At 73.1% G+C, this 24,571-nt stretch carries 23 protein-coding genes and 2 pseudogenes; 14 read left to right on the top strand and 11 right to left on the bottom strand.

Going from position 1 to position 24,571, the window contains the following annotated elements; all coding sequences use genetic code 11:
• Together ACXKR8_RS32015 and ACXKR8_RS32010 are read left to right on the top strand one after the other, a co-directional pair.
• A complete protein-coding gene (locus ACXKR8_RS32015; protein WP_462099936.1) occupies nucleotides 1-2,301 on the top strand; it encodes a lysylphosphatidylglycerol synthase domain-containing protein in 2,301 nt (766 codons plus the stop codon).
• Complete coding sequence (locus tag ACXKR8_RS32010; RefSeq protein WP_462099935.1) at nucleotides 2,214-2,756, top strand: lysylphosphatidylglycerol synthase transmembrane domain-containing protein; 543 nt, start codon at nucleotides 2,214-2,216, stop codon at nucleotides 2,754-2,756. The genes ACXKR8_RS32015 and ACXKR8_RS32010 overlap by 88 nt, the downstream gene beginning before the upstream one ends.
• Before the next feature lie 62 nt (nucleotides 2,757-2,818).
• On the opposite strand, the gene moeZ is transcribed toward ACXKR8_RS32010, so the two are convergent.
• From moeZ to ACXKR8_RS31995, 3 genes are all read right to left on the bottom strand, one after another.
• Entirely contained in the window at nucleotides 2,819-3,997 is a 1,179-nt protein-coding gene (gene moeZ, locus ACXKR8_RS32005; RefSeq protein ID WP_458268049.1) for an adenylyltransferase/sulfurtransferase MoeZ, read from the bottom strand.
• 129 nt (nucleotides 3,998-4,126) lie between these two features.
• Nucleotides 4,127-5,041 (bottom strand): NAD-dependent epimerase/dehydratase family protein, encoded by a 915-nt coding sequence (locus tag ACXKR8_RS32000; protein ID WP_458268048.1) that lies wholly within the window; start codon nucleotides 5,039-5,041, stop codon nucleotides 4,127-4,129.
• A gap of 86 nt (nucleotides 5,042-5,127) precedes the next feature.
• Nucleotides 5,128-5,454: a hypothetical protein gene (locus ACXKR8_RS31995; RefSeq protein ID WP_462099934.1), complete on the bottom strand. Its 327-nt coding sequence runs from the start codon at nucleotides 5,452-5,454 to the stop codon at nucleotides 5,128-5,130.
• Nucleotides 5,455-5,625: 171 nt separating this feature from the next.
• On the opposite strand from ACXKR8_RS31995, the gene ACXKR8_RS31990 reads away from it, so the two are divergent.
• Nucleotides 5,626-5,901, top strand: coding sequence for a hypothetical protein (locus tag ACXKR8_RS31990; protein WP_462099933.1), 276 nt, complete (start codon nucleotides 5,626-5,628; stop codon nucleotides 5,899-5,901).
• A 313-nt stretch (nucleotides 5,902-6,214) separates the two neighbouring features.
• Here ACXKR8_RS31990 and ACXKR8_RS31985 read toward each other — a convergent pair whose 3' ends face one another.
• The 4 genes and pseudogenes from ACXKR8_RS31985 to ACXKR8_RS31970 all read right to left on the bottom strand — a co-directional run bounded on the left by ACXKR8_RS31985 (nucleotide 6,215) and on the right by ACXKR8_RS31970 (nucleotide 9,216).
• Nucleotides 6,215-7,123, bottom strand: coding sequence for a glycosyltransferase (locus ACXKR8_RS31985; protein ID WP_462099932.1), 909 nt, complete (start codon nucleotides 7,121-7,123; stop codon nucleotides 6,215-6,217).
• Nucleotides 7,124-7,191: 68 nt separating this feature from the next.
• Complete coding sequence (locus ACXKR8_RS31980; RefSeq protein ID WP_462099931.1) at nucleotides 7,192-7,749, bottom strand: DUF3492 domain-containing protein; 558 nt, start codon at nucleotides 7,747-7,749, stop codon at nucleotides 7,192-7,194.
• 134 nt (nucleotides 7,750-7,883) lie between these two features.
• A pseudogene (locus ACXKR8_RS31975) lies at nucleotides 7,884-8,012 on the bottom strand (DUF3492 domain-containing protein); the annotation flags it as partial.
• A gap of 250 nt (nucleotides 8,013-8,262) precedes the next feature.
• Nucleotides 8,263-9,216 (bottom strand): alpha/beta fold hydrolase, encoded by a 954-nt coding sequence (locus ACXKR8_RS31970; protein WP_458268045.1) that lies wholly within the window; start codon nucleotides 9,214-9,216, stop codon nucleotides 8,263-8,265.
• A 243-nt stretch (nucleotides 9,217-9,459) separates the two neighbouring features.
• On the opposite strand from ACXKR8_RS31970, the gene ACXKR8_RS31965 reads away from it, so the two are divergent.
• The 3 genes from ACXKR8_RS31965 to ACXKR8_RS31955 all read left to right on the top strand — a co-directional run bounded on the left by ACXKR8_RS31965 (nucleotide 9,460) and on the right by ACXKR8_RS31955 (nucleotide 10,985).
• Complete coding sequence (locus ACXKR8_RS31965; RefSeq protein WP_458268044.1) at nucleotides 9,460-10,119, top strand: TetR/AcrR family transcriptional regulator; 660 nt, start codon at nucleotides 9,460-9,462, stop codon at nucleotides 10,117-10,119.
• A gap of 107 nt (nucleotides 10,120-10,226) precedes the next feature.
• A complete protein-coding gene (locus ACXKR8_RS31960) occupies nucleotides 10,227-10,454 on the top strand; it encodes a DUF3107 domain-containing protein (protein ID WP_458268043.1) in 228 nt (75 codons plus the stop codon).
• Between the two features lie 249 nt (nucleotides 10,455-10,703).
• On the top strand, nucleotides 10,704-10,985 hold the full coding sequence (locus ACXKR8_RS31955) for a hypothetical protein (RefSeq protein WP_458268042.1): 282 nt from the start codon (nucleotides 10,704-10,706) through the stop codon (nucleotides 10,983-10,985).
• A 36-nt stretch (nucleotides 10,986-11,021) separates the two neighbouring features.
• Here ACXKR8_RS31955 and ACXKR8_RS31950 read toward each other — a convergent pair whose 3' ends face one another.
• Nucleotides 11,022-11,741, bottom strand: a complete 720-nt coding sequence (locus ACXKR8_RS31950) for a ferritin-like fold-containing protein (RefSeq protein ID WP_458268041.1) — start codon at nucleotides 11,739-11,741, stop codon at nucleotides 11,022-11,024.
• Nucleotides 11,742-12,113: 372 nt separating this feature from the next.
• On the opposite strand from ACXKR8_RS31950, the gene ACXKR8_RS31945 reads away from it, so the two are divergent.
• A complete protein-coding gene (locus ACXKR8_RS31945; protein WP_458268040.1) occupies nucleotides 12,114-14,492 on the top strand; it encodes a DEAD/DEAH box helicase in 2,379 nt (792 codons plus the stop codon).
• A gap of 163 nt (nucleotides 14,493-14,655) precedes the next feature.
• On the top strand, nucleotides 14,656-15,558 hold the full coding sequence (locus ACXKR8_RS31940; RefSeq protein WP_462099930.1) for an alpha/beta fold hydrolase: 903 nt from the start codon (nucleotides 14,656-14,658) through the stop codon (nucleotides 15,556-15,558).
• Between the two features lie 490 nt (nucleotides 15,559-16,048).
• Here the strand turns inward: ACXKR8_RS31940 and ACXKR8_RS31935 are convergent, their stop codons facing one another.
• Entirely contained in the window at nucleotides 16,049-17,230 is a 1,182-nt protein-coding gene (locus ACXKR8_RS31935; RefSeq protein ID WP_458275129.1) for an MFS transporter, read from the bottom strand.
• 218 nt (nucleotides 17,231-17,448) lie between these two features.
• Here ACXKR8_RS31935 and ACXKR8_RS31930 point away from each other — a divergent pair, with 218 nt between their 5' ends.
• A complete protein-coding gene (locus ACXKR8_RS31930) occupies nucleotides 17,449-18,087 on the top strand; it encodes a DUF6758 family protein (protein WP_458268037.1) in 639 nt (212 codons plus the stop codon).
• A 71-nt stretch (nucleotides 18,088-18,158) separates the two neighbouring features.
• Complete coding sequence (locus tag ACXKR8_RS31925; RefSeq protein WP_458268036.1) at nucleotides 18,159-19,004, top strand: PHP domain-containing protein; 846 nt, start codon at nucleotides 18,159-18,161, stop codon at nucleotides 19,002-19,004.
• A gap of 35 nt (nucleotides 19,005-19,039) precedes the next feature.
• Here the strand turns inward: ACXKR8_RS31925 and ACXKR8_RS31920 are convergent.
• A pseudogene (locus tag ACXKR8_RS31920) lies at nucleotides 19,040-19,626 on the bottom strand (suppressor of fused domain protein).
• Nucleotides 19,627-19,681: 55 nt separating this feature from the next.
• The gene (locus tag ACXKR8_RS31915; RefSeq protein WP_462099929.1) at nucleotides 19,682-20,575 is read right to left on the bottom strand and encodes a DMT family transporter; all 894 of its coding nucleotides are present in this window, start codon (nucleotides 20,573-20,575) and stop codon (nucleotides 19,682-19,684) included.
• A gap of 146 nt (nucleotides 20,576-20,721) precedes the next feature.
• Between ACXKR8_RS31915 and ACXKR8_RS31910 the strand changes: the two genes are divergently transcribed.
• From ACXKR8_RS31910 to ACXKR8_RS31895, 4 genes are all read left to right on the top strand, one after another.
• A complete protein-coding gene (locus tag ACXKR8_RS31910) occupies nucleotides 20,722-21,279 on the top strand; it encodes a hypothetical protein (RefSeq protein ID WP_458268033.1) in 558 nt (185 codons plus the stop codon).
• A gap of 135 nt (nucleotides 21,280-21,414) precedes the next feature.
• Entirely contained in the window at nucleotides 21,415-22,761 is a 1,347-nt protein-coding gene (locus tag ACXKR8_RS31905) for a magnesium transporter MgtE N-terminal domain-containing protein (protein WP_458268032.1), read from the top strand.
• The gene (locus tag ACXKR8_RS31900) at nucleotides 22,751-23,266 is read left to right on the top strand and encodes a DUF1003 domain-containing protein (RefSeq protein WP_458268031.1); all 516 of its coding nucleotides are present in this window, start codon (nucleotides 22,751-22,753) and stop codon (nucleotides 23,264-23,266) included. Before ACXKR8_RS31905 ends, ACXKR8_RS31900 begins: the two co-directional genes overlap by 11 nt.
• 32 nt (nucleotides 23,267-23,298) lie before the next feature.
• Nucleotides 23,299-24,453: an Mrp/NBP35 family ATP-binding protein gene (locus ACXKR8_RS31895; protein ID WP_458268030.1), complete on the top strand. Its 1,155-nt coding sequence runs from the start codon at nucleotides 23,299-23,301 to the stop codon at nucleotides 24,451-24,453.
• The last annotated feature ends 118 nt before the right edge of the window (nucleotides 24,454-24,571 follow it).

Below are 24,571 nucleotides of genomic sequence, written 5' to 3'. Positions count from 1 at the left end.
ATGACCGGATCAAGCGCGAGCGCCGACCAGGCAGCGGACGCCTCCGGAGCCGTGCCCGACGACAGCCTGCAGCGTCTCAACGGCGAGGCCACCGCCGCGCTCAGCGCCGAGACCGCCCCGGAGGCCCTCACCCAGGCCCTCCCCGAGGTCCAGGCCCTCCCCGAGGTCGCCCCCGAGCACGCGGCCGTTCCCGAGCCGGCGGCCGTTTCCGAGCCCGAGCCTCCGCCCGCCGTCGACCTGGTCAAGCAGCCCTGCGCCACCGTCTCGGCGGAGACCCGGGCGGGTTCGCACATCATCTCCGTGGACGAGCCGCTGCTGGCCGCCCGGGTGCACCGCCCGGCCGACCTGATCCGCTTCCTGCTCGGCATCCTCGGCGTCGCCGCGGTCTTCGTGCTCGCCAATATCGCCACCTCCACCACCAGCGGCCTGCAGCTCGACATCGCCAGCGGCGTCACCAAGGTCCCCGACTTCCTGACCACCCTCACCGGGGTGGTCTCCACCGCCGCGGTGCTGATCGTGCCGCTCGCCTTCGCCGTGGAGCGGCTGATCAAGCGGGACGGCCTACGGGTCGCGGACGGGGTGCTCGCGGCGGTCCTGGCCCACGGCATCTCGCTGGCGGTCGACCTCTGGGTGGTGAAGTCCGCCCCCGAGTCGATCACGGCGGCGCTGACCGTGCCGATCACCGGCACCACCTCGGTCACCGACCCGGTGCACGGCTACCTGACCCCGGTCATCGCCTATATGACCGCGGTGGGCATGGCCAGCCGCCCGCGCTGGCGGGTGGCGCTGTGGGGCGTGGTGCTGCTGGACAGCCTCTCCGAGCTGATCAGCGGGCACACCACACCGCTCTCCATTGCAGCAACGATCCTGCTCGGCCTCACCGTCGCCTACGGCACCCTGTACGCGGTCGGCACCCCCAACGTCCGCCCGACCGGCGAGCACCTGCTGGCGGGGCTGCGGAAGGTCGGCTTCGCACCGCTCAGCGCGCACCGCTCCTCGGACGGCCCCGAGGGCACCCGCCGCTACCTGGTGATCCAGGACTCGGCCTCGCCGCTCGACGTCCATGTGATCGACCGGGAGCAGCAGGCCTCCGGCTTCTTCTACCGGCTGTGGCGGCGGCTGCAGCTGCGTACCGTCGCGGTGCGCTCCAGCCCGCAGTCGCTGCGCCAGGCCCTGGAACAGGAGGCGCTGATCGCCTACGCGGCCAACGCCGCGGGCGCGCACTCCCCCAAGCTGATCGCCACCTCCGAGCTGGGCCCGGACGCGGTGATCCTGGTCTACGAACGGGTCGAGGGCCACTCCTTCGACCACGCCGCGGACGCCGAGCTGACCGACCCGGTCCTCGCCGACGCCTGGGCCTCGGTCAAGGCGCTGCACGACCGCCGGATCGCGCACCGCAGGCTCACCGCCGAATCCCTGCTGGTCACCAGGAACGGCAGCATCTGCCTGATCAACCTGGCCGGCGGCGACATCGCCTCCGGCGAGCTCACGCTGCGCATGGACCTGGCGCAGATGCTGACCACGCTGGCGCTGCGGGTCGGCCCCGAGCGGGCCGTCGCCTCGGCCAACGCCGCCCTCGGGTCGGCCCGGACCGCCAGCGCGCTGCCGCTGCTGCAACCGGTCGGGCTGCACCGCTCCACCCGGATCGCGCTCAAGCACCACAACCGCGACCGCAAGGCCGAGGTCTCCGCCGCCCGGGAGGAGCAGATCCGCTCCGGGGTCAAGGTCGAGGAGGCGCTGAGCTCCGTCCCGGACGCCGAGGACTTCCTGGCGCAGATCCGCGAGCAGATCCTGGAGGTGGTCCCGGAGGCCCCGGTCCACCCGGCCAGGCTGCAGCGGCTCAAGCCGAAGACCCTGATCACCATGATCGCCGGGGCCTTTGCCGCGTATCTGCTGCTGGGCCAGCTGATCGCCAACAACCCGGTCACCGCGCTCTCCCACGCCGACTACCTCTGGGTGCTGATCGCCCTGGTGGCCTCGGTGCTCAGCTATGTCGGCGCCTCGATGAGCCTGGCCGGCTTCGTGCCGGAGCAACTGCCGTTCTGGCGCACCTTCATGGCCCAGGTGGCGGGATCCTTCGTCAAGCTGGTGGCGCCGGCCGCGGTCGGCGGGGTGGCGCTGAACGCCCGCTTCCTGCAGCGGGCCGGCATCCGTTCCGGCCAGGCCGTGGCCAGCGTGGGGCGTCGCAGCTGGTCGGGCTGGGGATGCACATCGTGCTGCTGCTGGGCTTCGGCTTCATCGCCGGGACCGGCCAGAGCTCCGACATCCCCTCGTCCCGGAGCGTCATCGCCGGGCTGCTGATAGCGGCCGTGCTGATCCTGGTGGCGGCGGCGATCCCGCCGCTGCGGCGCTGGCTCACCTCGCATGTGCGCAGCCTGTTCCTGGGCGTGGTGCCGCGGATGCTGGACCTGCTGCGCTCCCCCGTGAAGCTGCTCACCGGCTTCGGCGGGATCGTGCTGGTCTCGCTCGCCTTCGTGGCCTGCCTGGACGCCAGCATCCGCGCCTTCGGCGGCTCGCTGCCCTTCGCCACCGTCGCGGTGGTCTACCTGGCCGGCAACGCGGCCGGATCGGCCGTCCCGGTGCCGGGCGGCATCGGTCCGATCGAGCTGGCGCTGACCGGTCTGCTCACCGGCTTCGGGCTGCCGCTGGCGGTGGCCACCCCGGCGGTGCTGGTCTTCCGGGTGCTGACCTTCTGGCTGCCGGTGCTGCCGGGCTGGATCTCCTTCACCTACCTCCAGCGCAAACAGGCCCTGTAGCGAGATCGAGAAGGCCCCCGCACCGAAACCGGTGCGGGGGCCTTCTGCCTGCCGAACGAGACCTAGTACGTGGGCTTGGCGGGCTCGATCTGGTTGACCCAGCCGATGACCCCGCCTCCGACGTGCACCGAGTCGGCGAAGCCGGCCGCGTGCAGCACGGCCAGCACCTCGGCCGAGCGGACGCCGGTCTTGCAGTGCAGCACGATCTTCCTGTCCTGGGGCATCCGCTCCAGGGCGTTGCCCATCAGGAACTCACCCTTGGGGATCAGGGTCGCGCCCGGGATGTTGACGATCTCGTACTCGCCGGGCTCGCGGACGTCGATGAGGAAGATGTCCTCGTTGTCGTCCTGCCACTGCTTGAGCTGCTTGGGCGTGATGGTGGAGCCGACGGCCGCGGCCTGGGCCTCGTCGCTGACGACGCCGCAGAAGGCCTCGTAGTCGATCAGGTCGGTGACCGTCGGGTTCTCGCCGCAGAGCGCGCAGTCGGGGTCCTTGCGGACCTTGACCTGGCGGTACTGCATCTCCAGGGCGTCGTAGATCATCAGTCGGCCGACCAGCGGCTCGCCGATCCCGGCCAGCAGCTTGATCGCCTCGGTGACCTGGATCGAGCCGATCGAGGCGCACAGCACGCCGAGCACGCCGCCCTCCGCGCAGGAGGGGACCATGCCGGCCGGCGGGGCCTCGGGGTAGAGGCAGCGGTAGCAGGGGCCGTGCTCGGCCCAGAACACGCTGGCCTGGCCGTCGAAGCGGTAGATCGAGCCCCAGACGTAGGGCTTGCCGAGCAGCACCGCGGCGTCGTTCACCAGGTAGCGGGTGGCGAAGTTGTCGGTGCCGTCGACGATCAGGTCGTACTGGGCGAAGATCTCCTTGACGTTGTCCACGTCCAGGCGGGTCTCGTGCAGGACGACGTTGACGTAGGGGTTGATCTCCTTGACCGAGTCCCGCGCGGACTCGGCCTTGGACCGGTCGATGTCGGACTGGCCGTGGATGATCTGACGCTGGAGGTTGGACTCGTCGACAGTGTCGAACTCGACGATGCCGAGGGTGCCGACGCCCGCCGCGGCGAGGTACATCAGCGCGGGAGAGCCGAGGCCGCCGGCGCCCACACAGAGCACCTTGGCGTTCTTCAACCGCTTCTGCCCGTCCATCCCGACATCGGGGATGATCAGGTGGCGGGAGTACCTGCGGACCTCGTCCACGGTGAGCTCAGCGGCCGGCTCGACCAGGGGTGGCAGCGACACGGGGGACTCCGGTGATCGGGTTTCTGTACGGTTCTCCCGCCAACAGTGCCACGCCCGCCGCTATTCCAGACCCCTGGTCCGAGGTACGAGACAGGGCCTGAGACGGGCGGGCACCTTGGGAACCACAGGTCACACCCGGCAGGCGGTCTCCATCCAGATGTCCGCGAGCGACTCCTCCAGCGGCACCCGGGGACGCCAGCCGAGCCGCTCGCGCGCGGTGCGGATGTCCGCCTGCCGCCACAGCACCTCGCCGGGGCGCTCGGTCCCGCCGTCCGCGCCGGGGATCGGGCTGCGGGTCTCCTCCATCAGCCGTCCGTCGAAGCCGGAGGCGCGGACCAGCAGATGCGCCGCGTCCCGCATCCTGACGCCGTTGCCGCCGCCGATGTTGATCACCCCGGTGGCCGCCGACACCGCCGCCGCCTGCACCGCCCTGGCCACGTCGCGGACGTCCACGAAGTCGCGGAAGGCGGACAGGTCCGCCGAGCGGACCTGTGGCTCGCCCCGCTCCAGCGCCCGGCGCAGGCTCTCCGAGAGCCGTCCGAACAGCGATCCGGCGGGCACTCCCGGGCCGACCGCGTCGAAGATCCGCAGCACCACCGCGTCAAGCCCTGAGGAAAGCGCCAGCTCCGTCCCGGCGAGCTTGGTGACGCCGTAGGGGCCGAGCGGACGGGGTTCCGCCCCCTCCGCGGTGGAGGTGCCGATCGGCACCGGGCCGTACTCCGCGGCCGAGCCGACATGGACCAGCCTGGCCGGGTCGTGGCTGCGCCGGATCGCCTCGCAGACGGTGGCCACGGCCTGGGTGTTGGCCCGGACCAGGTCGCGCGGGCTGCCGTAGGTGGCCCCGGCGCAGTTCACCACCACCCGCGGCATCACCGCGTCCAGGAACCGGGCCAGCGCGCCGGGGCTGCCGGCGGCGAGGTCGAAGCGGATGTCGGCGGAATCCCGCCGGCCCAGCACGGTCACCTGCAACTCGGGGTCGGCGAAAAGGCGGTCGGCGACGCGGCGGCCGATGAATCCATCGGCGCCCAGCAGCAGCACCCTCATGGTGCGGTCCTTCCTTGAGCGGGCCCCGAAGGGTCCGCGATCTGCAGAATGTGGGAAGAGTCGGGATACGTGGAACTGAAGGGGGGTCAGTCGAGAGGGGTGCCCCGGTGCGACTCGGGGCGGCGCAGCACCACCCAGGCGTAGGGCAGCAGCAGCGCGGCCGTGGCGCCGAAGCCCCAGAGCAGGGCGCTGCTGAAGACCGCGGGCGCCGGGCTGCCCGGGGCCGCGGTCGGCAGCTGCCAGGGCGCGACCGCCCCGACCGCGGCCGCCGCCACCCCCACCGCGGCCAGCGCGCAGAGCATCGCGGCCAGCGCGTCCTGGTGCCGTCCGCAGCGCCAGAGCAGCAGCACCAGCAGCAGCACCACCCCGGTGCACTCCTGGGCGGCCCAGGCGGTGCCGTCCGCGCCGACCACCGCCGCGGCCAGGCCGCCGTCGGCGCCGCGCGCTCGCGCTGGAGCGCCAGTGCGCCGAAGGTCAGCGCGGACAGGGCGGTGAGCTGCAGGGCGACGGCGACCGGGAGCACCGGCCGCATCCGTTCTCGGAACTCGGCCTGTGAGCGGGCCGCGCCGAGATGGCCCCAGCCGATGTGCCGGAACCAGCGGGCGCACCAGTCGGCCGGACCGATCGCGCAGGCCAGCGCGGCGGCGACGGGCAGGCTGGCGCCGCCGGTCACGCTCAGCCCGAGCAGCGCGGCCAGGCCCAGGGCGAAGCCGAACCTGGCCCGGAACGGGTGCTCCCGGCCCGAGGTGCCGGCCGCGACCAGGGCCAGCAGCCCGACCACGGTCAGGCAGACCCCGATCCCGCGCTGCTCGCCGCCGGTGGCCCGGGCCAGCCACAGCGCGGCGCAGGGCAGCAGATAGAGCAGCGCGACAGCCAGCGCCGGGGCGGCCCGCCGCCGCCAGGGGCTCTCCACCGACGGCGTCCGCAGCCCGGAGGAGCGGCGCGGCACCCGGGCGTAGAGCTCCTCGGCCAGCGAGAACACATCGGCGTGCCGGTAGCGCCCGGCCGTGCCGGGCCCTATCCCGTACGCCTCCAGCTCGGCCGCGATCTCCAAGGGGTGTACCGCGGCCTCGCACAGCGGGAGGTGACGGATCAACAGGTCGTGCACCGGGTCCGCGGTCGGCGGCGGCTGACCCGCGGCGGGGGCGGACGGGGCTGCGCCGCGGGGTCCGCTCATCCGGTGCCCGCCTCTTCGGCCCCGGCCCCGACCGGGACGGCGGTCCTGGCCTCCGCGCGCGCCGGGGCGGCGGTGCGGTGCAGGTCGGCGAGCCGTCCGGGTGCCCGGCGGGGCGGCTCGGCGGCGGGCTCCACCCGGGTTTCCAGCACCGCCCGGGCGTCCGCCGCCACCCGCGCCTCCGGCGCGACCCGGGTCTCCGCCGCCAGCCGGCTCTCGGCCGCCACCCAGGCCTCGGCCGTGCGGCCGAAGGGACGCCGCGCGGCGGGCGAGCCCTGGGCGACCTCCGACTGCGGCCAGCGGGAGACCAGCTCCAGGTAGAGCCCCCGGAAGGCGGTGGCGGAAGGCTCCACCGCGTACAGCTCGCGGGCCCGGAGCCGTCCGGCGTTGCCCAGCCTGGCCCGCCGCTCGTCGTCCCCGAGCAGTGCGGCGCAGGCCGTGGCCAGCGCCCGCGGATCGTCGGCCGGGACCAGCAGCCCGGTCGGGCCGACCACCTCCCTGGCCGCGCCGACGTCGGTGGTGACGACCGGGCGTCCGCTGAGCATCGCCTCGGCGACCAGCCGGGGCCGGGCCCCCTGGGTGCCGGAGAAGACGATCACGCTGCCGCGATCGTGGACCGCACCGAGCCGCTCGTCGGCCGGTTCGAAGACCACGGCCTCCGGCTCCTCCGGGAACAGCTTCCCGACCAGCTCACGGCAGTGCCGGAGGTAGCCCTCGGCGCCGGCCGGGGCGGTGCCGTGCACCCGGAGCAGGACCGAGTGCCGGGTCTCCCGCAGCTCGGCGAGGGCCCGCAGCATGGTCTCCAGGCCGCTGTGCGGCTCGATCGGCCCGGTCCAGACCAGGGTGGGGACGGCGGGCTCGGCCCCGGCCGCGGGGCGGTCGGCGTGCTCGGCGCCTTCGTAGACCACCCGTACCGTGGCCGGATCCGCGCCGCAGTGGATCTGCCAGCGCTGGTCGTAGGAGCTGCCGGGGGTGATCAGCCCGGCCTGCTGGTAGGCCTCGCGGGCCAGCAGCCGGAAGAAGGTGAGCAGCAGCGCGCGCGGACCGGCCGCCGGTACGGCGCGTCCCGGTAGCCGCGGGCGCGTTCCCGCAGGTGGAGGCTGTGTTCGGTGATGACCAGGGGTATTCCGTAGAAGTGCTTCGCGAGCAGCCCCGGCAGCGCCGCCGGGCCCCCGCCGACGGCGTGGCAGATGTCGGCCGCGCCGAGGCCGGCCGGGGCGGCGGCCCGCCCCGGCAGCCGGACCGCCGACCACCGACGTTCCCTGGTGGGCTGCTGCTCGGCGCCGTACCAGGGCGCGGACAGCGCCCGAAGCTGCTGGGCCAGCAGATCGGCCGCCACCAGGACGTCCCTGACCTGCGGCTCCACCGCCGCACCCGAGCCGGGGGCGCCGATCGCCCCGGGCGCCTGCCAGGTGCTCTCCAGCACCCGTAACGCGGCGCCCGAGCGCAGCAGCGCCGGCAGGCCGCCGCCGCGGCCGGCGTCGGCCAGCGCGTAGAGGGCCGGGCCGAACTCGGTCGCCGCCCCCGGCACCACCAGCGAGCGGACCAGCGCCCGATAGGCCCGCAGCGCGCGCGGCGGCGGGCCCGTCCGTGCAGCACCGCGGCGACCGGGGTGCTGGGCAGCAGGGCGGAGATCCGGGCCGGCAGCGGTTCGGGCCGGGCTTCCCGCCGGGAGGCCCCCAGCGCGTACATCTCGAACTCGTGCTCGGGAAGGCCTCGGGTGAGCCGGTCGCACCAGCCGCCTTCGGCACTCTCGGCAGTCGGGAAGCCACTCTCGGTGAGCAGGGCAACGCGCATGGAGACCTCCAGGAGCCGCAGGACGGTGGTGGGTGGGGCGGAGCCGACGATCACTGTGTGGCGGTCGCTTTCGACCGGCACTCCCCCGACGTCTGTTCGGCCCGACGGGACGAAACTACGTGCAGGGACTGACACCCACTCGACCATCCGGCCGCATGCCACCCGAAGGAGTGAACCCCCGAAACCCCCGGCTTGCTGCGGCGTTGTGCTTGCCCGTCCTGCGAACCCGGCCGGAGCCGGGCCTGGGGCCTCAGGCCTTGGCCACCCCCGCCAGCAGCTCCCGGAACTGCGCCGCCACCAGCTCGGGGTACTCCATCATCGCCACGTGCCCGGCCTCCGGCAGCACCAGCAGCCGCGAGTCCCGGAAGGCGAGCCCGGCCCGCCTGGCCATCCGGTAGGACACCAGCTTGTCCCGCAGCCCGTACACCAGCAGCACCGGTACGGCGACCTGCTCGGCCTGCCGCCACAGCGCCTGCGGCCCGCGCTCGGTGTAGGCCCTGACGATCCCGCGCGCGGTCCTGGCCAGCACGTCCATGGAGTACGGCAGCGCCATCCGGCGCTGGTACTCGTCCGCCAGCTGCTGCCGCCGCTCCGCGTCGATCAGGCCGGGGTCGCCGTAGCAGAGGTCGAGCACGGCCTCGGTCTGCCGCTCCACCGGCTGCCCCCGGGTCAGCCGGCCGAAGACGGCCGGGACGCCGGGCATCGCCAGCAGCCCGGTCGGCAGCGCGGTGCGCTGCGGCGGCACTTCCGGCAGGGCCGGCGAGATCAGGGTGAGCGTCCGCACCAGGTCGGGACGCAGCGCCGCCAGCCGGGTCGCCACCGCGCCGCCCAGCGAGTTGCCGAAGAGGTGCACCGGACCGCGCCCGGCGAGTTCCAGGTAGTCGACGACGGCCCGCATATGGGCGGTGACCGAGAGGTCGGCGTCGTCGGGCGGCGGGGACTGCCCGAAACCGGGCAGGTCGACCGCGTGGCCGTCGACGTCACCGGCGAGCCGGTCCATCAGCAGCGTCCAGTTCTGGGTGGAGCCGCCGAGCCCGTGCACGAAGACCGCGGGCGGCAGCCCGTCCCGCTCCGGCTCGGCCGCGGCGACGTGCAGTCCGCACCCCGGCACCACCAGGTCCCGCAGGGGCCGGACACCCGGCCGCCGCGCGTCGGCCGCCGAGGGGATCACTGTCTCGGGCATCTCACTCAGTCCGCTGCTCATGACCACGATGCTACGAGCGGAGGCGGCCGCTGCCGACACCGCCGACCTCCAGCGCGTCGCCCCCGATATCCGGGTGATTTAAGAACTATGCACCAATAACGGAGGGTCTAAGATGACCTGTGTTGTGGGATATCCACAACACATCGGCCGGACTTTCTTTCGGCGACCTGGGGCGTACGGGATTACCGACAAGTAGGATGACGCCCGGAAGCACCACCCGCCCTACCGTGAGAGGGGAGCACCGTGACGGCTGTTCAGGACACGGACGAGCGCCCGCGCACAGGCAAGACCGCGACCGGTCGCCTGCCGCGCAGCGCCCGACGCAACCAGCTGCTCGGTGCCGCCGAGGAGGTGTTCGTCGCCCAGGGCTACCACGCCGCTGCCATGGACGACATCGCCGAGCGCGCCGGTGTCAGCAAGCCCGTGCTGTACCAGCACTTCCCCGGCAAGCTGGAGCTCTACCTGGCGCTGCTGGACAAGCACTGCGACGCCCTGGTCGAGGCCATCCGCACCGCGCTGGAGGCCACCACGGACAACAAGCTCCGGGTGCTGGCCACCACCGAGGCGTACTTCGCCTATGTCGCGGCCGAGTCCGGCGCCTTCCGGCTGGTCTTCGAGTCGGACCTGACCAATGAGACCGCGGTGCGCGAGCGGGTCGAGGCGGTGACCCGGGCGACCGCGACCCTGGTCAGCAAGGTGATCGCGGAGGACACCGACCTCCCCGAGGAGGAGGCCATGCTGCTCGCCGTCGGCGTCTGCGGCCTGTGCCAGATCACCGCCCGGTTCTGGCTGGCCCAGGGCCGGACCATCCCCAAGGACGAGGCCGTCCGCCTGGTCTCCAGCCTGTCCTGGCGCGGCCTCAAGGGCTTCCCGATGCACGGCGGCGACACGGCTCCGCACTGAGCCGGGCCCGGAGCCACTGCCACTCGGTCTAAGGTTGGCCCCGTACGGCGCGATCATCCGCGCATGGAATGACAAGCAACGCCTTGAGGGGCCGGAGGGACGTAGCCGTGGAGGTCAAGATCGGCGTGCAGAACGCGGCTCGGGAGATCGTTCTCGAGAGCTCGCAGACTGCCGATGAGGTCGAGAGCGCGGTTGCCGCAGCGCTCGACGGCAGCGCCAAGCTGCTGAAGCTCACGGACGAGCACGGCCGCAAGGTCCTGGTTCCGGCCGAGCGCCTCGCCTACGTGGAGATCGGCGAGCAGACGGCGCGCAAGGTCGGCTTCGGCGCGATCTGACGTCGTCGCACCGCCCTTCGACAGTGCCCCGTTCCCGCCTCGGCGGGGGCGGGGCACCGCTCGTTCCCGGCCGGCCGGGTCCGCCGCACACGGGACGCATATCCGACGCCCGCGCGAGTCGCACGACAGGTCCGTCCTGTGGGTGGATTCCGGCCAGCAACCGGCGCAGATCGGTACGTTCCGCATGCCCCGGGCCGTCCCTGGGTACTCCCTGGGAGGAAGCCGCACAACCCGGGAGGAGCCAACCTGATGCCGCTGGAACTGCTCGCGTTCGCCCTGGTCGGACTGGCCGTCGGGGCAGCCGCCACGCTGCTGCTGCCACGTCTCTTCACCGCCCACCGGGGCGTCACCGTGCTGACCGGGCTGTGCGCGGCGCTGCTGACCGGCAGCCTCGGGCACGCCGTCATCGGCGCGGGGCACCTGTACGCGACCGTCCCGATCTCGGCCGTCGGCTCCTGCCTGCTGGTCTCGCTGCTGGCCCGCCCGGACCGGCGATCACCGTCGGTCCAGCACCCGCACCACGCGCTCTGACGTCATCAGCGCTGTTCAGGAGGCCAGCAGCGCTGCTCAGGAGGCCAGGCCCAGCGCCGCCATCCGGCGGGTGTGCGCCTCGGTGATCCGGTTGAACATCTTGCCGACCTCCACCAGGTCGAAGCCGCGCACCTCGACCCCGCCGACCAGCAGGTTGGACAGCGCGTCGCGCTCGGCGACCACCCGCTGGGCCTGGCTCAGCGCCTCGCCCATAAGCCGCCGGCCCCACAGCGCCAGCCGTCCGCCGATCCTGGGGTCGGCCTCGATCGCCTGGTGCACCTTCTCCACCGCGAATCCGGCGTGGCCGGTGTCGGCCATGACGCTCAGCACCAGATCCCGGGTGTCGCTGTCCAGCCGGACCGCGACCTCGCGGTAGAAGTCGGACGCGATGGAATCCCCGACATAGGCCTTGACCAGGCTCTCCGGCCAGTCGGCCGGGGCGGTCAGCCGGTGGAAGGCGTCCAGCGGCTCGGCGAAGGGCTGCATCGCCGAGGTGGGGTCCGCGCCGACCTCGGCCAGCCGGTCCCGCAGCAGCCGGTAGTGCTGGAACTCGGCGGCGGCCATCCCGGCCAGCGCCGCCTTGTCCTCCAGGGTCGGCGCCAGCTTGGCGTCCTCGGCCAGCCGCTCGAACGCGCTGAGCTCCCCGTACGCCAGCGCGCCGAGCAGATCGAGGACGGCGGCGCGGTACTCCGGGTTCGCCGCGCAGCTCTCCCAGTCGCCGATGGTGTCGCCCGTGCCGTCCTCAGGAGTCTCCATATGCGGCACTTTATCCGTCACAGTTGCCAGACTGTCGTCCGCGTCAGATGTTCGATCATTCGCTTGAGGGTACAGTGGTAGTGAGGACCGGCGTATGCGCTGCTCTGGCAGCCCACCCGGCCCTCACGAATGCGGATGCCCGGTCGGTGGAACGATCGGCTCCGACCGACCCAGCCCTTCCGATCCGGGGACGGACACACGAAGGGCCCGCAGTGGCCGAGCGAGGGCCGCCGCAGACCGCACCTCAGCGGTCCCGCGCCGGATCCTCCCATCAATGGCCGTCCGCAGTGCCGCCCGACCGCGCGTGACGAACGAGTCCGCGCGAGGACGAGCCGGCACGCGGGACGGCCGCGAGGTAGCCGGTTGCGGTCAATGCGCACGTACGCGACGTACGGACGCCCGGCCGCCCCCCGCCAGGCCGCACACACCGGAAGAGGCATCGTCCTGACTACGTTCCGAGAGCTCGGGGTACTCCCCGAGACCGCAGAGGCCCTCGAGGCCGTCGGCATCATCAACGCGTTCCCGATCCAGGAGATGACGCTCCCGGTCGCCATGAGCGGCCACGACGTCATCGGCCAGGCCAAGACCGGCACTGGCAAGACCCTGGGCTTCGGGCTCCCCATCATCGACCGCGTGCGGGTCTCCGCCGACGTGGACGCCGGCCGCTGCACCCCCGCGGACCTGCCGTCGACGCCGCAGGCCCTGGTCGTCGTCCCGACCCGCGAGCTGTGCACCCAGGTCACCAACGACCTGCAGACGGCCGGCAAGGTCCGCAACGTCCGGGTGCTCGCCATCTACGGCGGCCGGGCGTACGAGCCGCAGGTCGAGGCGCTGCAGAAGGGCGTCGACGTGGTCGTCGGCACCCCCGGCCGGCTGCTCGACCTGGCCCGCCAGCACAAGCTGGACCTCTCCGCCGTCCGCATCCTGGTGCTGGACGAGGCGGACGAGATGCTCGACCTGGGCTTCCTGCCCGACGTCGAGAAGATCATGACCATGCTGCCGGCCAAGCGGCAGGCCATGCTGTTCTCGGCCACCATGCCCGGCCAGGTGATCAGCCTGGCCCGGCGCTACATGACCCAGCCCACCCACATCAGGGCCGCCGCTCCGGACGACACCGGACACACCGTCGCCTCGGTCAAGCAGCACGCCTTCCGTGCCCACAACATGGACAAGGTCGAGCTGGTCTCCCGGATCCTGCAGGCCGAGGGCCACGGCCTGGCCATGATCTTCTGCCGCACCAAGCGCACCGCCGCCGATGTCGCCGAGCAGCTCACCACCCGCGGCTTCGCGGCCGGCGCGGTGCACGGCGACCTCGGCCAGGGCGCCCGCGAGCAGGCGCTGCGCGCCTTCCGCAACGGCAAGGTGGACGTGCTGGTCTGCACCGACGTGGCCGCCCGCGGCATCGACGTCGACGGTGTGACGCATGTCATCAACTACCAGTGCCCCGAGGACGAGAAGACCTACCTGCACCGCATCGGCCGCACCGGCCGCGCGGGCGCGTCGGGCACCGCCGTCACCCTGGTCGACTGGGACGACGTCCCCCGCTGGGGCCTGATCAACAAGGCGCTGGAGCTCGGCCTGGCCGAGCCCGAGGAGACCTACTCCACCTCGGCGCACCTCTTCGAGCTGCTGAACATCGCCCCCGGCACCAAGGGCGTGCTGCCGCGCGCCGACCGCACCCGTGCGGGTCTCGGCGCCGAGGTCATCGAGGACCTGGGCGAGCCCGGTGGACGCGCCGCCCGCGGCGCCGGCGGCCGGGACGCCCGTCCCGCCACCGGCGGACGCGGTGGACGCGACGCCGGTCGCCCGGACGCCGTCCGCACCGACGCCGGACGCGGGGACGGTCGCCGTCCGGCGCCCGCCGCCGAGGCCCCGGCCGAGGAGCAGCGCCCGCGTCGCGAGCGCCAGCGCCGCCGTACCCGGGCCGGTGACGGCGAGCAGCTGGTCGTGGCCGCCGAGACGGCCGGCACCGACCCGGTGGAGATCACCGCCGAGGCGCAGGCCGACAGCGGCGCCGAGGAGTCGGCCCCGCGCAGCCGTCGCCGCCGTCGTGGCGCGGCCGAGGCTCCGGTGCTGGTGACCGAGGTCACTGCGGACGTCGACGAGACCCCGGCCTTCGCCCCGGTCGCGGTGACCGAGACGGTGGAGCCGGTCGAGGCCCCCGCCCCGCGCAGCCGCCGCCGTCGTGGCGGAGTCAGCGCCGAGGTGCCGGCCGTTCCGGCCGACACCGCGCCGGACGCCGCCGCGGAGACCGTCCTGGAGAACGTGACGGAGCAGGTGACGGAGACCGAGGCCGCTCCGGCCCCGCGCCGCCGCCGCGCCCCCAGGGCCACCGTCGAGGCGCAGGTCGACACCCTGGTCGAGGCGGCTCCCGCCGCCGGGGCCGAGGCCCCGACCGAGGCCGCCGCGCCGCGCAGCCGCCGTCGCAGCAGCCGCCCGGCCGCCACCGTGGTGGAGGCAGCCGCCACCGCGACCGCGGTGAACAGCCAGGTCAGCAGCCCCACCCAGACCGCGCCGAGCACCCCCGCCCCGCGCGGGCGGCGCCGGGCCGGACGTCCGGAGGGCGCGGCCTCGGCCATGCCCACCCCGGCCGAGGTCCCGGCTCCGCGCCAGCGCCGCACCGCGGCCGCGGTGACCGCTACGGCAGCGACCGCGACCGGCGACGCCGTGCCGCGCCGTCGCCGCCGCAGCGAGCGCCTCGCCGACGCCGCGGCGGCCACCGCCGCAGCCGAGGCCCGCGGCCTGCGCTGAGCAACAAGGAGCAGTTGCGGAGGGCGCGGGCAGGACGACCACCGGTCGCCCCGCCCGCGCCCTCCGCCGTTCCCGCCGTGTCCCGCCCGCGCCACACCACCGTCATCTCGGCCGGTTAGGGTCTGATCAGCGGTATCCGGTCGCGCCCAGGATGGAGTACGCCATGAGCACGCCCCCGTTCCTCTCCCTGCCGGCCTTGGCCCGGAGCATCCGGCTGGCGACCGCGCGGGGGGAGTTCGCGGCGCTGCACGCGCTGCCGCCGTCCGGGCCGATCCGGGGCACCGCGCTGCTGGTCCCCGGCTTCACCGGCAGCAAGGAGGACTTCATCGCCCTGCTGGAGCCGCTGGCCGCGGCCGGGTTCCAGGTGGTCGCGGTGGACCAGCGCGGGCAGTACGAGACCGGCGGCCCCGCCGACGAGGCCGCCTACGGGCTCGAACCGCTGGCGCTGGACCTGCTGGCGGTGGACCGGGCCGTGGCCGGCCTGGTGCCCGCCGTCGCGGGACCGGTCCACCTGCTGGGGCACTCCTTCGGCGGCTATGTGGTCCGCGAGGCCGTGTTGCGCTGTGTGGCGCAGGGCCCGGACGCCCTGCCCTGGGACTCGCTGACGCTGATGGGCACCGGGCCCGGCGCGGTCAGCCCGGAGGAGGCCGGGCGGGCCGAGCTGCTGCTGGTCTCGGTGCTGCCGCCGGTGATGGACATGGAGGCCATCTGGGAGGCGATGAAGGAGCTGGAGGCGGCGTCCGAGACCGCGCAGTCGCTGCGCCCCGAGATCGCCGAGTTCCTGCACCGCCGCTGGCTGGCCAACGTCCCCGAGGCGCTGGCCGCGATGGGCCGGCAGCTGACCGTGGAACCGGACCGGGTGGACGCGCTGGCCAAGGCCGGGCTGCCGGCCCTGGTGCTGTCCGGGGAGCGCGACTACGCCTGGCCGGTGCCGGAGCAGGCGCAGATGGCACTGCGGCTGGGCGCACGGCACGTGGCCGTCCCGGGCGCCGCGCACTCCCCCAACGCGGAGCAGCCCGCGGCCACCGCCGCGGCGCTGAACGAGTTCTGGTCCGGCGTCAGCTAGTCGCCGATATCGGACGCACCGTCATATCTGTTTATCGCGAGGACATCCGCCACTGCTTTCGGTAAACTTACCGAGAGCGGAATAAAGATGCCGATCGTGGCTGTTCACCTGAGTGCACGCCTTGCGTGCCCATCACTTCCCCATCCGTCGAACAGCCGATACCCGGCATTAACGGATGGGCAATCACCACGACGCAGCCGTGCTGCAGAGTGGGCAGTGGATTTGGAAGGGGAGACGCCCATGCGATTTGAGATCATGCGTCTGAGCGAGATCGACGGCAGCACCACGGACCGACTCATCGCCGATGCGGAAACCGTGCGCAACCATGGTGGAGCACGCCGCCGCGACCGGAGAACGGCTCTACATCCGCCCGTACCAGGCTTCCTGAACGGGCACGACGAACGACTGACAGCGCAACCGACCGAAGGGCCCGGCAGGCACACGCCTGCCGGGCCCTTCCGCGTTCCGGTCCTCAGGCCCCCGCTCGATGTCAGGCCCGCGCGGTGGCGAGTTCGTCGGCGAGCGCCTCGCCCGCCGGCGCCAGCTCGGCCGCGTCGTGCCGCAGGTGCTTCCGCTGCACCACGACCACCAGCATCGCCAGCAGCGCGGTCCCGGACGCGACCACGAACGGCATATGGATGTTCACATGGTCGGCGAGCTTGGGCGCGACGAACGGCGCCGCCGCGGCCGCGAACCAGCGCACGAAGTTGTAGCCGGCCGAGGCCACCGGACGCGGGGCGTCGGAGATCTCCAGGGCCAGTTCGGTGTAGATGGTGTTGTTCATCCCGATGAAGGCCCCGGACAGCACGGTGGCGACCACCGCCTGGGTGTGCGAGCCGTAGCCGAGCAGCAGCAGGTCGGCGGCGAGCAGCACCAGTGAGGAGCCCAGCACCGTGAGCGAACCGAAGCGGTCCTGCAGTCGGGGCGCGGCGAACACCGAGCAGACCGCGAGCAGCAGCCCCCAGGCGAAGAACACCCCGCCGCTCCGGTACGGGCTCATGTCCAGCACGAACGGGGAGAACGCGAGCACGGTGAAGAACGCGTAGTTGTAGAAGAAGGCGCTGGCCGCGGTGGAGGCGAGGCCCTTGTGACCGAGCGCGCGCAGGGGTTCGGAGAGGCCGACCTTCCTGACCGGCTTGGGCTGCGGCTTGAGCAGGAAGGTGATCGCCACAAAGCCGATCGCCATCAGCGTCGCGGTCCCGAAGAAGGGGTAGCGCCACTTCATGTTGCCGAGCACCGCGCCGAGCAGCGGGCCGCAGGCCATGCCCAGGCCGAGGGCCGACTCGTAGAGCAGGATGGCGGCTTCGCTGCCGCCGGTGGCCGCGCCGACGATGACCGCCAGCGAGGTGGAGACGAAGAGCGCGTTGCCGAGGCCCCAGCCGGCCCGGAAGCCGACCAGCTCGCCGACGCTGCTGGAGGTGCCGGCCAGCGCGGCGAAGGCGACCACCAGGGCCAGCCCGATCAGCAGCGTCTTCTTGCCGCCGATGCGGCTGGAGACCCAGCCGGTGACCAGCATCGCCACCGCGGTGACCAGGAAGTAGCTGGTGAACAGGAGCGAGACCTGCCCGGCGTCGGCGTTCAGGCCCTTGGCGATGGAGGGGAGGATCGGGTCGACCAGACCGATGCCCATGAAGGCCACGACGGCCGCTCCCGCGGTCGCCCAGACCGCCATGGGCTGGTGCAGGATGCTGCCTCGCTCCTGCTCGTGCTCCTGGAATCCGGTCAGTGTCTGTGGACTGCCCACGACCTGCCTCCTTCGACTCTGCTGCTGTGTCCGCTTGCGCGATATAGATGCATCATACATCTACCTAGTTGCTAAATACACCTATCCCCCACCGACCGGGTGATCGTCCTTGACGACGCGGTCGGGAGGGAGGACCGTTGTGCCCCATGAGGGGCGAGCCCAGTTGCCCGAGGTGCGGGGGCCGTGTCCGCGCTCCCGGCCTGTTCACCGACGCATGGCAGTGCGACGCACACGGCACCGTTCATCCGCTCCAGCCTGTGGTCCCTCCCAGCGTGGAGGCGCTCACCGTCGCCGTGGCCCGCGCCGAGGTCCCGGTCTGGATGCCCTGGCCGCTGCCGGTCGGCTGGCTGTTCACCGGCATCGCCCACGCGGGTGACGACCTGTCCGGCGGCCGTGCCACCGCCGTGGCCTGCTCAGGGCCAGGACCGCTCGGCGGTCCCGGCGAGCTGGTGCTGGTGGCCGAGGAGCTGGGCGTCGGGCTCGGCGCCCGCTTCGCCGGGCTGCCAGGGCCGGACCCCGGCGACGCGATCGCCGTCGACCGCCCCCCGCACGCCAAGGTGCTCGCGGCCGGACGGCCGACCGCGCTCTGGCACGTCCCCGGCGCCGCCGACGACCGCGCCGTCTTCGTCGGCGAGGCCCGCGGGCTGTGGCTCTGGGCCATCGTCTGGCCCGAGCGCAGCGGACTGCTGATGTACGAGGAACTGGTGCTCACCGACCTCCGCGACGCCGGCGCCGAACTGGACCTGCTCCCCTGCGGCGCCCTCTCCCCCCGCCTGCTCGGCTGACCGGCCGCCGACACGGCAGAGACAAGCTCTAGGCTCGGGGCATCACCGCCGACGCCTTGGAGCCCGCACCCGTGCGCATCGACCTGCACACCCACAGCAATGCCTCGGACGGCACCGACACCCCCGCCGAGCTGCTGCGCAACGCCGCCGCCGCAGGACTGGACGTGGTGGCGCTGACCGACCACGACACCGTGACCGGGTACCCGGAGGCCCTGGCCGCGCTGCCGGCCGGGCTGACCCTGGTGACCGGGGCCGAGCTGTCCTGCCATGTCGACGGCATCTCGATGCATCTGCTCGCCTACCTGTTCGACCCCGAGCACCCGGAGTTCACCCGGGAGCGGGAGCTGGTCCGCACCGACCGGTTCCGGCGGGCCGAGGCGATGGTCGAGCGCTGCCGGGCGCTGGGGGCGCCGATCAGCTGGGCCCAGGTCCAGCGGATCGCCGGCGACGGCGCGGTGGGGCGTCCGCATGTGGCGAGCGCGCTGGTGGAGGCCGGGGTGGTGCCGAGCGTGGACGCGGCGTTCAGCGCCGACTGGCTCGCCAACGGCGGCCGGGCCGACGTCAGGAAGCGCGAGTTCGACCCTTTCGAGGCGGTCCGGCTGGTCCGCGCGGCCGGCGGCGTCCCGGTCTTCGCGCACCCCGGCGCGCACAAGCGCGGGCGTACCGTCTCCGACCAGGTGATCGCCGACCTCGCGGCGGCCGGGCTGGGCGGGGTCGAGGTGGACCACATCGACCACGACGAGCCGACCAGGGCCCACCTGCGCGGCCTCGCCGCCGACCTCGGCCTGCTGGCCACCGGCTCCAGCGACTACCACGGCGACCGCAAAGCGGTCCGGCTCGGTGCCAACACCACCGCCCCCGAGGTCTACCAGGCCCTGCTGGCCCAGGCCACCGGCGCCAAGCCGGTCAGCAACTGACGGCCGGCCCCGGACCTCCTGGTCCCTCGACCCTGCTAGTCCCCCAGCGGGACGCCGCGCCGGTGCGGGTCGCGCAGGTCGGTGCCGTGGCGGAGCCAGCGTTCCTGCAGTTCCGCCGCGCCGTGCACCCGCTTGTGGGCGGCCTCGTTGGGGGTCATCGGCAGCAGCGGCAGGAACCGCACCGGGTCGATCGGCTCGGGCAGCTCCAGATCCTCGACCAGGCCGCCGGGCTCCGCCACCAGGAAGGCGGTGAAGGGGCCCCGGCCCAGAGCGGGCCGCCCAGGTCCAGCGAGGCCCCCGGGGCCACCACCAGGCCCTCGACCTGCGGCGACGCGGCGAGCGTGGCCAGCGGCCTGAGCACCTCGTCGCGGCCCCCGCGCACGGTCAGCAGCAGTTCGGCCCGGGGGCCGCGGACCGGATCGGCGACCACGCTGGTGGGGTCGCCCATCGGCGCGGCGGACATCCCCAGGGTGGCGTAGCGGACCAGCCCCTCGTCGCCGAGGAACCGCAGCACCTCGATCCGGTCCGTGCCGAGGAAGGTGACCGCGGCGCGGGCGTCCGGCTCCCCGAAGGTGGTGATCAGGCGGGCCTCGACGGCGCTCAGGACTTGGTCGTTGTGCATGGCTCAGCAGCCTACGGGCTCAGCAGCCTAGGACCTGCGGGCGCGGACCCGCCGCCTAGGACCTGCGCTGCTGGCCGCGGATCACCACCACCAGACCGACCAGGACCATCGCCACCGCCGGATAGACCGCGACCGGGGGCAGCTGGCCCAGCCAGACCGCGGCGATCAGGGCCGCGCCGGGGGTCTCCAGCAGGATCGCGGTGGACACCAGCGAGGGCCCGAGGGTGCGCACCACCCGGTTGCTGAGGGAGTGTCCGAGGAACTGCGCGGCCACCGTGAGCAGCAGGATCTTCAGCCAGGTGTCCGCGCTGTAGCCGGTCAGCGCCTGCCCCGAGGCCAGGCAGCCGACCAGCAGCAGCACGGCCGTGGTGGTGTAGCAGACGAAGGTGTAGACCGTGGTGCTGGTGTTCCTGCGGACCTCGCTGCCGAGCAGGAAGTAGCCGGACGCGGCGATCCCCGCGCCCAGCGCGAGGCCGTCCCCGGCCAGGGCGCGGGCGGAGAGGGTGAAGTCGACGCCGGTCAGCACCAGCACCCCGCCGAAGGAGATGGCGGTGCCGATCCAGACCGTCCGCGGCACCTGCTGCCCGCGCAGCCGCAGGAACAGCGTGGTCCACAGCGGGGTGATGGTGCACAGCGCGGTGGAGGAGGCGATCGAGGTCATCCGCAGGCTGGGCAGCCACATCGCGAAGTGCACCGCCAGGAACGCGCCCGCGGCGAGGCAGAGCAGCACCGTCCGCCGGCTCATCGCCCGCAGCTCGGCGCGGTGCCGCAGCAGCGCGATCGGCGAGAGCACGCCGGAGGCGAGGCAGTTCCGCCAGAACGCGATGGCCAGCACCGGCGCGGCGGTCGCGGTGATCAGCGGGGCCGAGAAGGCGACGCCGCTGACGGCGAGCGCCAGCAGCAGGAAGTCGATCCTCGGCACGGTGGAGAGGTCCGGGTGCCCGGCCACCGGCGGGGCGCGGCGGCGGTCGTGGTGGGGGACGTCTGCACGGGGCTCCTCGAACTCAGACCCCTGTAAGGGGTGTCCTGATGGTACGAGACTGACGCGGGGCGGGCGAGACTGTTCCGAGGGTCGGACGCCGTACGCTTCCGCCCATGACTGAGCTGAGCGTGGAGCTGCTGGACCGGGCCCTGGTGGAGGAGTCGGCGAAGAAGTCCGGGCTGCTGTGGGTCCGGATCGCCGACCAGACGGACCGGCCGGTGTGGCAGGTGTGGCACGACGGGGCGGTGCTGGTGCTCGGCGAGGGCGCGGAGCAGCCGCTGCACGGGCTGGCCGACGGCCAGCTGACCGTGCTGACCGCCCGCAGCAAGGACAAGGGCGGACGGCTGGTCTCCTGGCCGGTGCGGGTGGAGCAGCTGGTCCCCGGCAGCGAGGCCTGGACCGCCGCCGCCGAGGAGCTGAAGGGCAAGCGGCTGAACTCCCCCGACCACGCCACGGTGACCGAGCGCTGGGCCCGCGAGTCCCGGCTGCTCCGGCTGGTCCCCGTCGAGGGGCCGGTCACCGGCCCGGACGCGCTGCCGACCGGCTCCCACGCCGCCGCCCCGGTGCCGACCCCGGCGACCACCCGGCTGCCGGTCCCGGCCGCCCTGCCCCGGCTGCTGTTCGGGCGCGGCAGGAACAGGGGCAGGAAGGGCAAAGGCGGGCAGAGGTAAGAAGCGCGGTGTGACCGCCGCCCCCCGCCCCGGATTGGGACAGCGGCAGTCCCCGCACCCCGCTAATCTGGCCCTACCCGGCTCGTGACCTCGCACTACCCGGAGTCCACCGACAGACAGGCAGGAAGTCCCGCGATGACCGGAGCGTCCTCCCGCGTGTTCATCTCGCACCTGGCCGGGATGGCGGTCTTCGACCCCAGCGGCGACCAGGTCGGGCGGATCCGCGACCTCGTGGTCAGCCTGCGGCTCGGAGGCCGGCCGCCGAAGGTGCTGGGCTTCGCCGTGGAGGTGGTCAGCAAGCGCCGGGTGTTCCTGCCGATGAACCGGGTGACCAGCCTGGAGTCCGGACAGGTGATCACCACCGGGGTGATAAACATGCGCCGGTTCGAGCAGCGGCCCACCGAGACCCTGGTGCTGGCCGAGCTGCTGGACCGCAGGGTCACCCTGCTCGGCGGTGCGCACGGCTCCGCGGAGGAGACCGTCACCGTGCTGGACGTGTCGATGGTGCAGACCCGCAGCCGCGACTGGGAGATCGACAAGGTCTTCGTGGAGAAGGGCAGGGCGGGCGCCGCCGGCAGCACCTCGGCCCAGGGCTGGTGGCGGGCCACCGGCGGCCGGCTGCGCCGCAAGGGCGAGACGCTGACCGTGCACTGGTCCTCCGTCAGCGGCTTCGCGCTGCGCGAGGAGGACCAGGGCGCGGCCAACCTGCTGGCCACCTTCGAGCAGCTGCGCCCGGCCGACCTGGCGAACGTGCTGCACCACCTCTCCCCCAAGCGCCGCTCCGAGGTCGCCGCCGCGCTGGACGACGAGCGGCTCGCCGACGTGATGGAGGAACTGCCCGAGGACGACCAGGTGGCGATCCTGGCCGGGCTGCACCAGGAGCGGGCCGCCGACGTGCTGGAGGCGATGGACCCGGACGACGCCGCCGACCTGCTGTCCGAGCTGCCACCCGAGGACGCGGAGCGGCTGCTGCAGCTGATGGAGCCGGACGAGGCCGCCCCGGTCCGCCGGCTGCTCAGCTACGAGGAGCACACCGCGGGCGGGCTGATGACCACCGAGCCGATCGTGCTGGAGCCGGACGCCACCGTGGCCGAGGCGCTGGCCCGGGTCCGCAACGCCGACCTGAAACCGGCCCAGGCCGCCCAGGTCTACGTCTGCCGCCCGCCGACCGAGACCCCGACCGGCACCTACCTGGGCCTGGTGCACTTCCAGCGGCTGCTGCGGGAGCCCCCGTACACCCTGCTCGGCGCGATCGTGGACGGCGATCTGGACCCGCTGTCGCCGGACACCGAGCTACCCCGGATCACCAGCTACCTGGCCACCTACAACATGGTCGCCGCGCCGATCGTGGACGTGCACGACCACCTGCTGGGCGCGGTCACCGTGGACGACGTGCTCGACCACATCCTGCCGGAGGACTGGCGCGAGTCCGCGCTGCACGGCGCCGACATCCCGGAGGAGGTGGCCGCAGATGGCCGATGACCGTCGGCGCAACCGGCTGGACCAGCCGAAGCAGCGCCGCCGCAGCTTCGTCACGCTGCCCAACCCGGACTCGGACGCCTTCGGGCGGTTCTCCGAGCGGATCGCCCGGTTCCTGGGCACCGGCCGGTTCCTGGTCTGGATGACCCTGATCGTGCTGCTGTGGGTGGGCTGGAACTTCCTGGCCCCGCACGCCTGGCGCTTCGACGAGTACCCCTTCATCTTCCTGACCCTGGCGCTGTCGCTGCAGGCCTCCTACGCCGCCCCGCTGATCCTGCTGGCGCAGAACCGGCAGGACGACCGGGACAAGGTCAACATGGAGCAGGACCGGGCCAGGGGCGAGCGCAATGTCGCCGACACCGAGTACCTGACCAGGGAGGTCGCCGCGCTGCGGCAGGGCCTGGGCGAGGTGGCCACCCGCGACTTCCTCCGCTCCGAGCTGCAGGCGCTGCTCAAGGAGCTGGAACAGCGCAAACCCGGGGCGGACCACGACGATCCCCCTGCGTAGGGTGGCGGCCCGCGCGCCGTACCATTCAGTCCATGGCTTCTGACACGCAGGCAACCGTTCTCGAGGAGTCCGTACGCGCGGCCCTCGGTACGGTGCAGGACCCGGAGATCCACCGTCCCATCACCGAGCTGGGGATGGTCAAATCGGTGGAGATCGACCCCACCGGCGCGGCCAGGGTCGCCGTCTTCCTCACCGTCTCCGGCTGCCCGATGCGGGAGACCATCACCAACAGCGTCACCGAAGCGGTCGGCGCCGTCCCCGGCATCACCTCGGTCGAGGTCGAGCTGGACGTGATGAGCACCGAGCAGCGCCAGGAGCTGACCTCGATGCTGCGCGGCGGCCAGGCCGAGAAGGAGATCCCCTTCGCCAAGCCCGGGTCGCTGACCAGGGTCTACGCGGTGGCCTCCGGCAAGGGCGGGGTCGGCAAGTCCTCGGTGACCGTCAACCTCGCCGCGGCGCTGGCCGCGGACGGGCTGAAGGTGGCCATCGTCGACGCCGACATCTACGGCCACAGCATCCCCCGGATGCTGGGCGCGGACGGCCGTCCGACCCAGGTCGACAACATGATCATGCCGCCCTCGGCGCACGGCGTGAAGGTCATCTCGATCGGCATGTTCACCCCGGGCAACGCCCCGGTGGTCTGGCGCGGCCCGATGCTGCACCGGGCGCTGCAGCAGTTCCTCGCCGACGTCTACTGGGGCGATCTGGACGTGCTGCTGCTGGACCTGCCGCCCGGCACCGGGGACATCGCCATCTCGGTGGCGCAGCTGGTGCCCAACGCCGAGATCCTGATCGTCACCACCCCGCAGCAGGCCGCCGCGGAGGTGGCCGAGCGGGCCGGGACGATCGCACTGCAGACGCACCAGACCATCGTCGGCGTGATCGAGAACATGTCCGGCATGCCGTGCCCGCACTGCGGCGAGATGGTGGACGTCTTCGGCACCGGCGGCGGGAAGACCGTCTCCGACGCGCTGACCAAGGCGACCGGGGCGAGCGTGCCGGTGCTGGGCAGCATCCCGATCGACCTGCGGCTGCGGGAGGGCGGCGACGAGGGCAAGCCGGTGGTCCTGACGGACCCCGACTCCCCCGCGGGGCGCGCGTTGCGCGCGATTGCTTCGAAGCTGGGGGCGCGGCAGCGGGGGCTGGCGGGGCTGTCGCTGGGGATCACGCCGCGGAACAAGTTCTGACCTGTTCTTAGCGTGCACGTGGGTGGGGTTTCTGTTCGCGCAGTTCCCCGCGCCCCTGGGGGTCTGCAACTGGGCCAGTTGCACAACCTGGGGGCGCGGGGAACTGCGCGAACGGTCA

The organism is Streptacidiphilus sp. PAMC 29251, from assembly GCF_054208735.2.
This window is presented reverse-complemented; position numbering and strand designations above follow the sequence as displayed.

Bases quoted from the DNA above. Each gene is read 5' to 3' on its own strand.
- ACXKR8_RS31930 (WP_458268037.1), top strand. From the start codon at position 17,449: ATGAGGGGCGAGCCCAGTTGCCCGAGGTGCGGGGGCCGTGTCCGCGCT.
- ACXKR8_RS31945 (WP_458268040.1), top strand. From the start codon at position 12,114: ATGCGCACGTACGCGACGTACGGACGCCCGGCCGCCCCCCGCCAGGCC.
- ACXKR8_RS31950 (WP_458268041.1), bottom strand. From the start codon at position 11,741: ATGGAGACTCCTGAGGACGGCACGGGCGACACCATCGGCGACTGGGAG.
- ACXKR8_RS31990 (WP_462099933.1), top strand. From the start codon at position 5,626: ATGTGCCGGAACCAGCGGGCGCACCAGTCGGCCGGACCGATCGCGCAG.
- ACXKR8_RS31895 (WP_458268030.1), top strand. From the start codon at position 23,299: ATGGCTTCTGACACGCAGGCAACCGTTCTCGAGGAGTCCGTACGCGCG.
- ACXKR8_RS32015 (WP_462099936.1), top strand. From the start codon at position 1: ATGACCGGATCAAGCGCGAGCGCCGACCAGGCAGCGGACGCCTCCGGA.
- ACXKR8_RS31900 (WP_458268031.1), top strand. From the start codon at position 22,751: ATGGCCGATGACCGTCGGCGCAACCGGCTGGACCAGCCGAAGCAGCGC.
- ACXKR8_RS31940 (WP_462099930.1), top strand. From the start codon at position 14,656: ATGAGCACGCCCCCGTTCCTCTCCCTGCCGGCCTTGGCCCGGAGCATC.
- ACXKR8_RS31955 (WP_458268042.1), top strand. From the start codon at position 10,704: ATGCCGCTGGAACTGCTCGCGTTCGCCCTGGTCGGACTGGCCGTCGGG.
- ACXKR8_RS31905 (WP_458268032.1), top strand. From the start codon at position 21,415: ATGACCGGAGCGTCCTCCCGCGTGTTCATCTCGCACCTGGCCGGGATG.
- ACXKR8_RS31970 (WP_458268045.1), bottom strand. From the start codon at position 9,216: ATGAGCAGCGGACTGAGTGAGATGCCCGAGACAGTGATCCCCTCGGCG.
- ACXKR8_RS31935 (WP_458275129.1), bottom strand. From the start codon at position 17,230: ATGGCGGTCTGGGCGACCGCGGGAGCGGCCGTCGTGGCCTTCATGGGC.
- ACXKR8_RS32000 (WP_458268048.1), bottom strand. From the start codon at position 5,041: ATGAGGGTGCTGCTGCTGGGCGCCGATGGATTCATCGGCCGCCGCGTC.
- ACXKR8_RS31910 (WP_458268033.1), top strand. From the start codon at position 20,722: ATGACTGAGCTGAGCGTGGAGCTGCTGGACCGGGCCCTGGTGGAGGAG.